The 12,323-nt window shown below is 48.8% G+C and carries 14 protein-coding genes and 1 tRNA gene; 2 read left to right on the top strand and 13 right to left on the bottom strand.

Annotated elements, in window-relative coordinates; genetic code table 11:
• Positions 1–175 precede the first annotated feature (175 nt).
• From GU926_RS09845 to GU926_RS09870, 6 genes are all read right to left on the bottom strand, one after another.
• Positions 176–697, bottom strand: coding sequence for a DUF2480 family protein (locus GU926_RS09845; RefSeq protein ID WP_160691382.1), 522 nt, complete (start codon positions 695–697; stop codon positions 176–178).
• A 4-nt stretch (positions 698–701) separates the two neighbouring features.
• The gene (gene tsaB, locus GU926_RS09850) at positions 702–1,391 is read right to left on the bottom strand and encodes a tRNA (adenosine(37)-N6)-threonylcarbamoyltransferase complex dimerization subunit type 1 TsaB (protein WP_160691384.1); all 690 of its coding nucleotides are present in this window, start codon (positions 1,389–1,391) and stop codon (positions 702–704) included.
• Positions 1,392–1,514: 123 nt separating this feature from the next.
• Entirely contained in the window at positions 1,515–3,179 is a 1,665-nt protein-coding gene (locus GU926_RS09855) for a S41 family peptidase (RefSeq protein ID WP_160691386.1), read from the bottom strand.
• Between the two features lie 32 nt (positions 3,180–3,211).
• The gene (rnpA, locus tag GU926_RS09860; RefSeq protein WP_160691388.1) at positions 3,212–3,625 is read right to left on the bottom strand and encodes a ribonuclease P protein component; all 414 of its coding nucleotides are present in this window, start codon (positions 3,623–3,625) and stop codon (positions 3,212–3,214) included.
• A 35-nt stretch (positions 3,626–3,660) separates the two neighbouring features.
• Positions 3,661–3,819: a 50S ribosomal protein L34 gene (rpmH, locus tag GU926_RS09865; protein WP_071885432.1), complete on the bottom strand. Its 159-nt coding sequence runs from the start codon at positions 3,817–3,819 to the stop codon at positions 3,661–3,663.
• A gap of 356 nt (positions 3,820–4,175) precedes the next feature.
• Positions 4,176–4,826: a Pycsar system effector family protein gene (locus GU926_RS09870; protein WP_160691390.1), complete on the bottom strand. Its 651-nt coding sequence runs from the start codon at positions 4,824–4,826 to the stop codon at positions 4,176–4,178.
• Between the two features lie 194 nt (positions 4,827–5,020).
• Between GU926_RS09870 and GU926_RS09875 the strand changes: the two genes are divergently transcribed.
• Both GU926_RS09875 and GU926_RS09880 read left to right on the top strand, forming a co-directional pair.
• A complete protein-coding gene (locus tag GU926_RS09875; RefSeq protein WP_160691392.1) occupies positions 5,021–6,742 on the top strand; it encodes a M61 family metallopeptidase in 1,722 nt (573 codons plus the stop codon).
• Between the two features lie 177 nt (positions 6,743–6,919).
• Positions 6,920–7,744 (top strand): serine hydrolase, encoded by an 825-nt coding sequence (locus tag GU926_RS09880; RefSeq protein WP_232058286.1) that lies wholly within the window; start codon positions 6,920–6,922, stop codon positions 7,742–7,744.
• Positions 7,745–7,816: 72 nt separating this feature from the next.
• On the opposite strand, the gene GU926_RS09885 is transcribed toward GU926_RS09880, so the two are convergent.
• The 7 genes from GU926_RS09885 to GU926_RS09910 form a co-directional block, all read right to left on the bottom strand.
• A complete protein-coding gene (locus tag GU926_RS09885; protein ID WP_160691396.1) occupies positions 7,817–8,113 on the bottom strand; it encodes a hypothetical protein in 297 nt (98 codons plus the stop codon).
• Positions 8,114–8,175: 62 nt separating this feature from the next.
• A complete protein-coding gene (locus GU926_RS09890) occupies positions 8,176–8,490 on the bottom strand; it encodes a hypothetical protein (protein ID WP_160691398.1) in 315 nt (104 codons plus the stop codon).
• A gap of 207 nt (positions 8,491–8,697) precedes the next feature.
• A complete protein-coding gene (locus GU926_RS09895) occupies positions 8,698–9,606 on the bottom strand; it encodes a PfkB family carbohydrate kinase (RefSeq protein WP_160691400.1) in 909 nt (302 codons plus the stop codon).
• A gap of 187 nt (positions 9,607–9,793) precedes the next feature.
• A tRNA-His gene (locus GU926_RS09900) sits at positions 9,794–9,867 on the bottom strand.
• A 156-nt stretch (positions 9,868–10,023) separates the two neighbouring features.
• The gene (locus GU926_RS18380; RefSeq protein ID WP_198001399.1) at positions 10,024–10,194 is read right to left on the bottom strand and encodes a hypothetical protein; all 171 of its coding nucleotides are present in this window, start codon (positions 10,192–10,194) and stop codon (positions 10,024–10,026) included.
• Positions 10,187–10,762 (bottom strand): zeta toxin family protein, encoded by a 576-nt coding sequence (locus GU926_RS09905; RefSeq protein WP_160691402.1) that lies wholly within the window; start codon positions 10,760–10,762, stop codon positions 10,187–10,189. The genes GU926_RS18380 and GU926_RS09905 overlap by 8 nt, the downstream gene beginning before the upstream one ends.
• 65 nt (positions 10,763–10,827) lie before the next feature.
• Positions 10,828–12,168, bottom strand: a complete 1,341-nt coding sequence (locus GU926_RS09910; RefSeq protein ID WP_160691404.1) for a dihydroorotase — start codon at positions 12,166–12,168, stop codon at positions 10,828–10,830.
• Positions 12,169–12,323: the final 155 nt, after the last annotated feature.

The raw sequence follows: 12,323 nt of genomic DNA on the forward strand, positions 1-12,323 counted from the left end.
AGATTTTTTTCCTCTCTTTTTCTCCGCCCTTTCGGTTGAGAACCCCTCGCTGGAAGGGAGTGCAAAGATAGGGAAAGCTGCCTGCTTTCCAAGCGGCCCGTGCGAAGAATACGGCGAAAAGCCGCCCCTTCCCGTCTAAGGACCTGGCACGCAGGCGGATTCCTTTCCGGGAACTCTAAACCTGAGCTCTTTCCTTTGGCTTCTTATATATTGGAACCGTTGAGCAAGGCTCGCCATACATGATACTACTTGCCACAGGCAGCAGCTTCTGCATGATTTCTACATAGGCATAGGTTGGCACTGGTATCTGGCCGCAGCCTTTAATCACCAGTTTAGCTTCTTTGTATTGCTCTATATCTATAGAGGCAATAGCATCCTGAAGCAAAGCCTGCTCTAATGCGTCTAAATCTCCGAAGACAAATCTGTTCACAAAGGGCTGAAGTTTACTTGCCAGCAGCATATAGGCCCAAGTGGGCACAATGGCATCTGTAGAACAAATGATGGCTACATTCTTTCCGGCGTACTGAGACCAGTCATGCTCCTTCACAAAAGCCCTGAAATCCTTTTCGCGCAGCATTAAGCCATGGAACAGGTTTTCCTTGATATCATATACTACTCTTTCCCCTGGATGTAAAAGCTCTTCCAGATTGATCGTAATCAACCCGCTGTTAGCTACTCTGTTTACAAACTCTTCCATGTTCTTATTTTCCTGATGGCTTTGTAATGTATACTTCCTTTAAATAGAAGGGCTCATAATAGGCCACATCTTCAAACTGCTGGGCTTGCCATTTATCAAAGGCGAGTTTGCCTATGGCTTGCGCTGAAGGTTTAACACTTTCCAGGAAGAATGCGTTCTCATGCGGCGCCAACAATTCCTTGGCCTTTGAAGCCCCGCTCCCTAAAAAGATAACAGCCTGCTTGTCTAAATACTGTTGCAAACTGGTAGATTCTATAATAAGAGGCTTCACTGGCAAAACAACTTCCAATTCATGCGTAACTATGCAGGTATAGACTTCAGATCTACGGGCATCTACCATGGGGCAGTATAGATACTTTCCGTTATTCGGTGTGTTTTCTATTACCTGCTGCGCCATAGCCATAAGAGTGTCTACCGCTATCAATGGAATGTCAAGAGAATAGCAAAGGCCTTTCGCGGTTCCAGATCCAATGCGCAGCCCGGTATAGGAGCCCGGTCCGCCAGAAACAGCCACCGCACTTAGCTCTTTTAAAGACACCCCTGCATACTCCAGCACTTGGTTGACCATGATTGTGATGTGAGAGGAGTGAGATTTCTCCAATCTAAGTTCTGCATAGGTTAACAGCTGCTGGTCCTGGTGGAGTGCCACTGAGCAGACAATTGAGGAAGTTTCCAGGGAAAGGAGATAGGCCATTCTTTAGTATAAGCAGTGCGTCACTTTAATAGTGCAAAGCTACAGGTTTTGAAACTAAGAAGGGCGATGCATGCATCGCCCTTCTTAGTTTCCTTTGGTACACTATATATAATAGAGTGTTGTTTACTTTTTAGCCGAAGCCATTAGCAGGCTTTGGTACTTGGTGGTATTGTTTAAAATATCCAGCGCCGCCAGAATATCCTGATCGTCGTCAAAGGTAGATTCCACTAAGCCTTTCTGCAGATAATACCTGGACACTATCTCCTGCTCCAGCATCTCCATGATCTCCGGCTTAAACCGATTCAGGTCATTGCTCTTGTTGGTGGCCACTTTCTTTCTTATCTGTTCAATGTCTGTGCGCACCTCTTCATAATGCTTGTCTTCCTTAGACTTCTTAATCATATTGTCTAAGGCTTTCTCCACGTCTGTAGAATAAGAAATGTCCTTGCCACTTAAATAAGAAACAAACTTCTGGTACTCGGCGTCAGAGAGTCTAAAGTCCTTGGCTGCCGCAATGGTGGGGTTGGCCGCTCTAAACCTGGACGCGTAATCAAACAGGTAGTTTTTGGTAATGAGCACCCGTATAATGTCTGGCAGCGGTCTGTCCTTTACTTCAATGTCTGGGCTAATGCCCCCGCCATCATACACCACCCTTCCGTTGGCAGTTTTAAACGCCACGCGCAATGAGTCTGGCACCTTGTTCAGAGAACCGTCACTGTTGCGGTGTGCATAATCAATGGCCTGAATGCAGCGTCCGCTAGGAATGTAGTATTTGGCCGTGGTTACTTTTAATTGTGAGTTATAAGACAAAGGACGAGTCATCTGGACCAGGCCTTTGCCGTAGGTACGCTCCCCTACCAGCACGGCACGGTCATAGTCCTGCAAAGCACCGGCCACAATCTCTGCCGCCGAGGCACTGTTTGAACTGGCCAGCACTACCAAGGGCATCTGCACATCTAAAGGCTCATCCAAGGCCTTGTACATTTTATTATACTCCGTCACCTTGCCTTTGGTACTTACAATGTCCTTGCCGCGGGGTAAGAAAAGGTTGGAGATGTTCACCGCCTCATTCAGTAAACCACCCGGATTGTCTCGCAAATCCAAGATGATCTTCTTGGCGCCTTGCTCCTTGAGTTTGGTAACCGCCCGGCGCACTTCAAGCCCGGCGTCTACGGTAAAGCCAGAAAGTTGCAGATACCCTACCTCTGGGTTCACCATGCCATAATATGGCACATTGCTGATTTGAATGTTGGCACGGGTCACGTCTACCAGCATGGGCTTGTCCTGCCCAAAACGCTTGATTTCCAATTTCACCAAGGTACCAGCCTGACCTTTGAGCAGCTTGCTTACCTCACTGTCATTCTTCTTGGCCAGGTCAACCCCGTCAATTTTTAAAATCTCATCGCCAATGATCAGACCAGCTTTCTGGGCCGGGGAGCCCTCATGCGGAAGCGAGATGATGGTACGGCCGTCCCGTTTGCCCACCAAGGCACCAATGCCGCCATACTGACCGGTAGTCATGGTCCTGAAATCTTCTATATCATCTTCGGGAATGTAGTTGGTATAGGGGTCTAAGGATTTGAGCATGGCATCAATGCCGGTTCTCACCAGTTTGGTGGGAGCCACGTCATCTACATAATACGTGTTCACCTCTTTGAAGAGCGTCACGAAGATGTCCAGGTTCTTAGCTATGTCAAAATACCGCTCAGAGGTATCTGAGTTGGTAAAAGAGAAAAGGCCCCATGCCGCACCGGCCACCAGAAGGCCCGCGAAAGATTTCTTCAGCATACTACACAATTGGAATAGGGAAAAATGAGAAGCTATTCTAAAATCAAACGCTCCAGCCCTGAATTTAGTTTTTTACTGATAGTATTGAAAGAAGATTTTTCCTTACCGGTATATAGAAAGGCAATAAGCAGCGTGGTATCTGGGGAAAGGGATGCCGCGAGGGCGTGTTTTTGGAGACGATAGGCTTCTCGAATCTGGCGCTTGAGCCGGTTGCGGTCTACCGCTTTCTTGAAATGGCGCTTGGACACAGAGACCAAAACCTGTACCGGCGCGCCCGGGCTAGGCTGCGGCAAACGGAGCACCACAAACCGGATGGGATATGAATTGAAAGAAGAACCTTCACGGAAAAGCTGGTCAATCAGCTTTTTGCTCCGTAAACGTTCTTCTCTCTGAAATCTATAAGAAATCGGTTGCTCTTCTGCAGAATGTTCAGTGAAGGTACCCATTCGCAAGGTGCCTTGCAGCGAGCTACTCAGAAAAATTAGGCTTTGTGTCTTCTTTCGTCAGAAACGGTCAGTTTGTGACGGCCTTTAGCTCTTCTGCTAGCTAATACTCTTCTACCATTGGCAGTTTCCATTCTTGAGCGGAAACCATGCTTATTTCTTCTTTTGCGTTGCGAAGGTTGGAATGTTCTTTTCATCTTACACTAAACATTATATTAAGGGTTGCAAAATTAGGAAATCAATTCTGATAAATCAACCCTGTTTCCATATTTTAATTTGATTATTTGCACGTTACCTGTCTCGGCTAAAAGCTGCACTCTATATCAGGCTGTTCCTCAAAGCGTTTTTAGGCTATTTTCTGGAAAACAGACCAAAAACGCCACCATCTCTGCAAAGTAACAGGACTCACCTGGCAATACCAACTTTGTTTTTAGCTTAACTCCCAGAAAACTGCCCAAAAACGGTGTCTCTGGCTCAATGCCCGAAAGCAAAAGCTTAAAATTGAACGCAGATGGGAGATGTGCCTTAATAGTCTGGAGACCTCTGCCAGGGGCTACCTGGTCCAGAAAACAACTATGAAAAACGCCAGCACGGTTAACACAAAGCCCACCATTAACACATTGTAGCTCAGCCGAAGGTAATGGTACTTGCGCGCCACCGCCAATCCCAGCCCGTGCAGATCCCGCATGAGGGCGTGCCGCGAGCGGACTCCATTCTCTAGCAATTTGTCCATAGCCAGCTCATACTCCTGGATGGACATCTTGTGGAAGTTCTCAAAATGCAGCAGGTTTACTTCTTTGCTAGCCACCTCGTCCAGGGTGTAGTAGCCTCTGGTATGCTCTGGGCGGGTAGAGATGATAGCCAGCACCATGGTAAAGGTACAGGTCACAATCAAGATGAGGGCGGGAATCAGGTAACTGGTGATGTCTTCAAACTTGCGCAGGAAGACCGTGAACATGACAGAGATGGCCAGCGTGCAGATACCAATCAAGATGTTGGCCCGGCGGTCTCCAATGGCAATATACGAGACGTGGTTTCTGGCGGCGGTCCGGTACATGTTGGTAAGGCCGCTGGTGCGCTCCTTGGCCATGAGCGCCTCGCGCTTCTCTTGCTGCTTTTTCTGTTCCTTCAGCTCCTTCTCTTTTTCTTTGGCCAGCTTTTTCAGCCGCTTGCGCGAAACATCCTGCTCTTCTGCTGCTCCCATACCCACTGCTGCACATCAGGCAAGCCTGGCTTGGCCCCCTGTTCCTATCATATTAACGACGCTGGAACCTCTAAGTTTAGCCAGGCAAACCAGCCTCCCCCTCTTGCACGAGGCTCAAAAGTTGGCAGAGCGCCCAAATTCTTGCAACTTCAAGCTACCATTGCCTTTCTGGCGACACCTACGTTTACTTTGTTATGCTACAGTACCACATATCCACACAGAACCCGCTTTCTTCTTACCTGCAGGTGACCACCTACATCACTGACCTTACCCAGGAAACCACCTATCTACAGCTGCCCGCCTGGCGGCCGGGCCGCTACGAGCTTCAGAACTTTGCGCAGAAACTGCAGGCCCTGGAGGTTTTGGATGAAAAAGGGCAGGCGATGCCGTTTAAAAAAGTAAGCAAGGACCGCTGGCAGGTAGAAACCAAGGGAGGCAGCACCCTGCAGGTGAAGTATAATTTCTACGCCCGCCAGATGGACGCCGGCGGCTCTTGGGTAGAGGAGCAGATGCTGTATGTGAACCCCGTCAACTGCCTGCTCACCGCCCAGGGCCAGGAGCACCTCCCCTGTTCCTTGGTCCTGGATGTACCCGCACACTGGCAGATTGCCTGCGGCTTGCCAATCTCAGAACCCCAAACCTTGCAGGCCCGCGACTTTGACCATCTGGTAGACTCACCGTTTATTGCCAGCCCACACCTGCAGCGCCAGACGTATCAAGAGCAGGGCATTCCGTTCCACGTCTGGTTCTATGGAGACTGCCAACCCGACTGGGAGCAGATACTACCGCAGTTCCAGGCGTTCACAAAGGAGCAGTTGGCGCTGTTTGAGACCTTCCCCGTGCCGGATTACCATTTCATCAACATCATTCTGCCGTACCAGCACTACCATGGCGTAGAGCACTTGAACTCCACAGTCATTACGCTAGGCCCTTCTGAAGCCTTAATGAGCCCTGCCCTCTACAAAGAACTCTTGGGAGTGAGCTGCCATGAACTCTTCCACACGTGGAACATCAAGCAGATCCGGCCCAAAGAAATGCTGCCCTATGATTTCACCAAGGAGAATTACTTTAGAACCGGCTACGTAGCCGAAGGCGTCACCACCTATTACGGTGATTATCTACTGGCCAGAAGCGGCGTCTTTGCCGCAGACCAGTATTTTGAGGAGCTGAACACCGTCATAAAGCGCCACACCTTAGACCAAGGCGAAAAGAACCTGTCCGTGGCAGATTCTTCTTTTGACACCTGGCTGGACGGCTACAAACCAGGTGCCCCAGACCGGAAGGTGAGCATTTACCACAAAGGCTGTATTTCGGCACTGGTCTTGGACATAGAAATCAGGAAAGCGACCAATAACGCCCAGTCCTTAGACGATGTCATGCGCCGAATGTGGCAGGACTTTGGGCAGACCGGCATTGGCTACACCGAAGAAGATTATCAGAAGTTGGCTGAGCAAGTGGCCGGCGCCTCTCTACAAACCTACTTCCAGGAAATGGTGTTTGGAACCGTGCCTTTTGAGAAATGGCTGGCGCCGTTGCTGGCATACGTGGGCTGCCAATTGCAGGTCCTGCCCTCGCTCCTGGCACATGAAAGCCGATTTGGGTTTAGAATTGTTCCGGGTAGTCAAGGCGTGGTGAGCTACGTGGCCCCGTCTTCGCCGGCCGCGGGTGTATTGTCTGTAGAAGATGAGCTCATTGCCCTGAACGGTAGAAAATTAGAGAACCAGAACCTGCAGTCATTGCTAACCCTCCAGGACAAGACCGCAGAGTTCACGCTGTTTCGGCAGAGAAGATTGATGACTGTGACTCTACAGCCAGACGGCCGGGTGTATCTTCCGCAGTACAAAGTCACCAAAGATCCGGCCGCTACGCCAGAGCAAAAAGAAAACTTTACCGCCTGGCTCAGGCAAGAGTTTTAAATATATCTCTGAGCCGGTTAGCCTCATTTCTCCGTTTTTGGGCTATTTTCCAAGAAATAGCCCAAAAACGGAGACAATACTTCCTTCAATTCCAAGCAAGCCATGCGCCTTCTCTCCTTCCTTGTTTTTCTTACCATCACATTTTCTGGTTGCACTTTGAGTAAACCCCAACCAACCATGAGTTCCCTGAAAGATCGTATCTCAGCAGAGTTAAGCCAACAGAAAGGCACCTTTGCCGTGGCGTTCAAAGATGTGCAGACTGGTGAAGAAGTGCTGTTGCAGGAACACGAGAATTTTCATGCGGCCAGTACCATGAAAACGCCCGTGCTGGTGGAGGCTTACAAGCAGATAGAGGCCGGAAAGTTTACCATTGACTCTCCTATTGAGGTAAAGAACAACTTTAAAAGCATAGCAGACAGCAGTACGTTCAGCATTACGCCCACAGACGACGGCGACACAGAACTGTACCAGCATTTGGGCAAAACACTCCCCATGTCAGACTTGCTGTACCGCATGATAATCAAAAGCAGCAATCTGGCCACCAACATTATCATAGAACTGGTGGGCGCAGAGAACGTGACGGCCACCATGCGGAACCTGGGCGCCCAGGAAATACAGGTGCGCAGAGGCGTGGAGGACGGCAAAGCCTACGCGCTGGGCCTCAACAATACCACTACGGCTTATGACCTTATGTTATTGTACACTCATCTGGTCCAAGGAAAGGCCGTGAGTCCGGCGGCCTCCCAGGCCATGATCAAGATTTTACTGGACCAGCAATACAAAGACATCATTCCGGCCAAGCTGCCCAAAGACGTACAAGTGGCTCACAAAACCGGCTGGATCACCGGGGTGCGCCATGATTCTGGGATTGTATTTCTGCCCGATGGTCGCAAATATGTACTGGTGCTGCTGTCCAAGCAACTGGAAGACGAGCCCGCCGCCATCTCTGCCATGGCCCAGGTCTCTTTGCTCGTTTACCAACACATGCTGGCCAACCACTAATCTAAGTAATAGTCCAAAAGCAAAAAGGCCACCCATCTGGGTGGCCTTTTATATATAATGCAAACCGAAGGCTTATTTGCCTCTGTCTTGCTGGTTGTCGCTTGGGTTGCTTCTTGGGCGGTTCCCATTGTTGCCGTAGCCGGCCGGAATATCCTCACGACTTGGGTTGCCCCCTTTGGCCAGGTTTCGGTTAGGGTTCTGCACCTTGGTGTCATCTTCCTGCAAACCTTTGTCTACCGGATCATTCTGCGTTTTGCCGGTGGGATCAAACTTTTTGCTGTCATGCTGGTTCGTTTGATCTGGCTTACCCTTGGCAATGGCGTCATGTTCGCCGTGCATATTGCTATTGTTTTTTTTATCGCTGCTCATATAATCCTCCTTTTTTTGAGTGTCTCTTCCTATACGCAAGCGCTCAGGAAAAGTATGCACCTTTAGTTGAAGGCCACAAACAGCAACACAATCATAGTGGGTAAAGAAAGATAGAACCAGAAGAGCACGTGCCGTCTAAACTGGCGCGGCACCATGGAACTGGCCACTAGTAGAGAAGCAACCAGGATGGTCATGTACGCCAGAATAAAATACATCACCTTGTTCCAGTTGCGCACCACGGCCCCACCGGCTGCCTCCACCTCAGGGTCAGTGGGAATAAGCCAGGTCACCAGCCCGTAATACACCATCACCTCAAGCGCCAGAAACGCCATAGCGCCCATGACAATGGCAAACGCCTCATCATTCTTCTTTCCCATGATTCAATATGCCTCTAATAGTTAAAGAGCTGCCCACCGGCCAACCCGTACAAACAAAGATGGAGTTTTATCTTCAATCTTCGTCTACCTAGAGCCTGCGCTTTTCACATAAAAAAAGACCCCAGATTTCTCAGGGGCCTCTTTTTATACTTCCATCGCTTTTAGACTATTTCTCAGAAAACAGGCCAAAAACGACACTTACTCTTCTTAGAAGTTCACCAACTTGGCGAATTGGGCAACACGCTCTTCTAATTCATTAGCCTTCAAATCTACCAGACGCTCTGTGCCAAACTGCTCTACGCAGAAAGACGCCATAGCCGAACCATGAATGACCGCCCGCTTCATGTTGTCAAAGCTGATGTCATCTGTGCTGGCCAAGTAACCAATGAAACCACCGGCAAACGTGTCACCGGCGCCGGTTGGGTCAAACACTTCCTCCAACGGCAAAGCCGGCGCGTAGAAAATCTCATCCTGGTGGAACAGCAATGCGCCGTGCTCACCTTTCTTGATGATCAGATACTTTGGTCCCATGGCCATGATCTTCTTGGCCGCTTTTACCAGAGAATATTCTTTGCTCAGCTGGCGGGCTTCCTCATCGTTGATGCTTAGCACGTCTACCATGCCAATGGTCTGGATTAAGTCATCATAGGCAATGTCCATCCAAAAGTTCATGGTGTCCATTACCACCAACTTAGGACGGTTGGTCAGGCGCTCAATCACCTGGCGCTGTACCTGCGGGGCCAGATTGCCCAGCATCAAATATTTGCAGTCTTGGTAGCTCTCCGGGATAATCGGGTCGAAGTCGCCTAACACGTTCAACTCCGTGGCCAGCGTCTCACGGCTGTTCATGTCATTGAAGTAACGGCCAGACCAGAAGAACGATTTCTCATTCTCTTTGATCTGCAGACCGTCTGTGTTGATGCCTTTGCCTTTCATCATTTCAATGTCTGACTTTAAAAAGTCGCCACCCACCACAGACACCAGGTTTACTGGCTTCACGAAGTTGGCCGCCGATAGAGAAATGAACGTTCCGGCACCGCCAATGATCTTGTCACGCTTTCCGAAGGGGGTTTCCAGGGCATCAAACGCCACGGATCCAATCACCAATAGACTCATATTTTTCTTTAGTATATATGCGATGCGCTCCTCAAACAGCAACCACCGCGTAGCTTAATTATAACTCTTCTCTACTTTAAGGCATTGGCGGCAAGCGCTTTCGCCTGTCCTCTCTTTCGTTTTTAGGCTAATTTCCAGGAAACAGGCCAAAAACAAAAAAAGCCCCTGATCTCTCAGGAGCTTTTTGGGTGATCGATGGGGTTCGAACCCACGACTTCCAGAATCACAATCTGGTGCTCTAACCAGCTGAACTACGACCACCGTGTAATTGGAGAGCAAAAGTAGCGCCTTTGGCTATTCAACGCAAGTATTTTACTTAAATTTTTCTGTAAAGTTATGTTAAGCATTTAGGCATACTACCTGAATCACTGATAACCAACACCTTTATTTAGGCAGTTAGCAAAGCCTTTTATCTTTTTATTTAGCAGATAAATCCTTCGCTTTTATAATAACTACTTCCCCGTTAAGAGAGAAAACGAGCTCACCATCTTCCTTCTGCTTTTTGCGTATCAATCTCTCTACAGCCAAGTCAAGGCCTTTTAAAATCTTGCTTCGCAGATCAGTTGCATTTACTTTATCGTTATTCATTAGTCAGCTTCTTTAAAGTGTTCCAAATCTGTTCATCCAGAAGATTTAACTTCTTGTCTTCTCGCCCTTCAGCAACTACTATATATGGCTTCTGTGAATTATCTATAAGTAGCCAATAGTCGCAAATGGGGATAAACAGATCAAAAAGGTTTTGAATTCCTTTCTTATATCTTCTACGGATAACATCCTCAGGAATGTTATGACCTCCTTCTGTTACTCTTGTTCTAACTCTGGCAATTGCTAATTCTGGAGAATTCAACCAAAAATAAACTAACGTCACATTATATCCAGCTTGCTTGGCTTTCTTTATTGTTTGCACATAGCTTCTGGTAGAAAGCGTTGTCTCAATGGCAAAATCCTCTGGCCTTATAAGAAGCTCTTCAATACGGGACAACATAATTCTGCCTGCTTCAATGGCAACTTTTTCTGGCTGGAAGGGAGAAAGCCCACGAGCTATCTCATCTGCATTCACAAACTCTTGGCAATCCAACATTTCGGGCAGAACAGTAAAGGATGCAGTTGTCTTACCTGCTCCATTACAGCCAGCTATGATATATAAATTTGGCACCCTATTGTTATAAATCTTCTATTGAACAACCAACGCCTTTAAATTACCCAAAGGATATTTTTCACCTACCTACTAAACAACACCCGCTCCCCTCTCTTACTCTCATCAAAAGCCCCGTGCTTGTAAGCCAAATGCCCAGAGACAATGGTATGCGTCACCACGCCCGGCAGGGTCTGGCCTTCTAGCGGAGACCAACCGCATTTGTACAGGACGTTGTCTTTGGCCACCGTTAAGTTCTGCTCTAAGTCTACCAAGACCAAGTCGGCCCAGTAGCCTTCGCGCACGAAACCGCGTTTCTCTACTTGGAAGCAGATGGCGGGCGCATGGCACATTTTCTCCACTATGCGCTCCAAAGAAATCTTGCCCTGTTGGTAAAAAGCCAGCATCACTTGCAAAGAATGCTGTACCAACGGCAATCCCGAAGGCGCTCCTTTATAAGTACCGGCCTGCTTCTCTTCCCAGGTATGCGGGGCATGGTCGGTGGCGATGATGTCAAGTCTGTTGTCTAGCAAGCCTTGGAACAGCGCCTGTTTGTGACGGGCCTCCTTAATGGCGGGATTGCATTTAATCTGCGAACCCAGCGTGTCATACTGTGAAGCGTCAAACCAGAGATGGTGCACGCAGACCTCGGCGGTGATGCGCTTCTGCTCCAAAGGCACGTCATTGGCAAACAGGGCCAACTCTTCTTCTGTACTGATGTGCAGGATGTGCAGACGCGTATTGTGCTTTTTAGCCAGTTCCACCGCCATGCTAGAAGACTTGTAGCAAGCCTCCACGCTTCTAATCAAAGGATGCGCGCTCATGGGAATGTTTTCTTCGCCGTATTGCTCTACGTAGTGCTGGGTGTTGGCCCTGATGGTGGCCTCGTCTTCGCAGTGCGTGGCAATGAGCATGGGGCTTTGCTTGAAAATCTCCTCCAGTGTGTGCACGTTGTCTACCAGCATATTGCCCGTGCTGGAACCCATAAATAGCTTAATTCCGCAGACAGAACGCGTATCGGTTTTCAGAATCTCCTCCAGGTTGTCATTGGTACCGCCCATAAAGAAGGAGTAGTTGGCCAAGGACTTCTGCGCTGCGGTGTCATACTTGTCCTGCAAGAGCTGTTGCGTGGTGGCGTTGGGTACCGTATTGGGCATCTCCATGAACGTGGTCACCCCGCCCGCCACCGCGGCTCTGGGCTCTGAGTACAAATCACCCTTGTGCGTAAGGCCCGGGTCTCTAAAGTGCACTTGGTCATCAATCACGCCTGGCATAAGGTACTGGCCTCTGGCGTCAATGACCGTGTCTGCCACTTCGTTCAGGTTCTGGCCAATGCGCGAGATAAGGCCGTTTTTGACGAAGACATCTGTTTCCTGGATTTGGCCTTCATTGACCAGGCGGGCGTTTTTGATGAGGATGCTGTTCATGTTGCTAAGATAACCGCCCTTCTTAAAACAAAATCGTTTTTGGCCTATTTTCTGGAAATCAGGCCAAAAACGGTTTTTGATGAGACACTGGTAGGACCTCCGTACACTACGAGGTCTTTCTAGTTCTGCATTTTTCATTCTCTCAATCAATCCAT

The organism is Nibribacter ruber (assembly GCF_009913235.1).
Classification (GTDB): domain Bacteria; phylum Bacteroidota; class Bacteroidia; order Cytophagales; family Hymenobacteraceae; genus Nibribacter; species Nibribacter ruber.

Coding starts and splice junctions, on each gene's coding strand:
- GU926_RS09845 (WP_160691382.1), bottom strand. CDS start 697: ATGGAAGAGTTTGTAAACAGAGTAGCTAACAGCGGGTTGATTACGATC.
- tsaB (WP_160691384.1), bottom strand. CDS start 1,391: ATGGCCTATCTCCTTTCCCTGGAAACTTCCTCAATTGTCTGCTCAGTG.
- GU926_RS09855 (WP_160691386.1), bottom strand. CDS start 3,179: ATGCTGAAGAAATCTTTCGCGGGCCTTCTGGTGGCCGGTGCGGCATGG.
- rnpA (WP_160691388.1), bottom strand. CDS start 3,625: ATGGGTACCTTCACTGAACATTCTGCAGAAGAGCAACCGATTTCTTAT.
- rpmH (WP_071885432.1), bottom strand. CDS start 3,819: ATGAAAAGAACATTCCAACCTTCGCAACGCAAAAGAAGAAATAAGCAT.
- GU926_RS09870 (WP_160691390.1), bottom strand. CDS start 4,826: ATGGGAGCAGCAGAAGAGCAGGATGTTTCGCGCAAGCGGCTGAAAAAG.
- GU926_RS09875 (WP_160691392.1), top strand. CDS start 5,021: ATGCTACAGTACCACATATCCACACAGAACCCGCTTTCTTCTTACCTG.
- GU926_RS09880 (WP_232058286.1), top strand. CDS start 6,920: ATGAGTTCCCTGAAAGATCGTATCTCAGCAGAGTTAAGCCAACAGAAA.
- GU926_RS09885 (WP_160691396.1), bottom strand. CDS start 8,113: ATGAGCAGCGATAAAAAAAACAATAGCAATATGCACGGCGAACATGAC.
- GU926_RS09890 (WP_160691398.1), bottom strand. CDS start 8,490: ATGGGAAAGAAGAATGATGAGGCGTTTGCCATTGTCATGGGCGCTATG.
- GU926_RS09895 (WP_160691400.1), bottom strand. CDS start 9,606: ATGAGTCTATTGGTGATTGGATCCGTGGCGTTTGATGCCCTGGAAACC.
- GU926_RS18380 (WP_198001399.1), bottom strand. CDS start 10,194: ATGAATAACGATAAAGTAAATGCAACTGATCTGCGAAGCAAGATTTTA.
- GU926_RS09910 (WP_160691404.1), bottom strand. CDS start 12,168: ATGAACAGCATCCTCATCAAAAACGCCCGCCTGGTCAATGAAGGCCAA.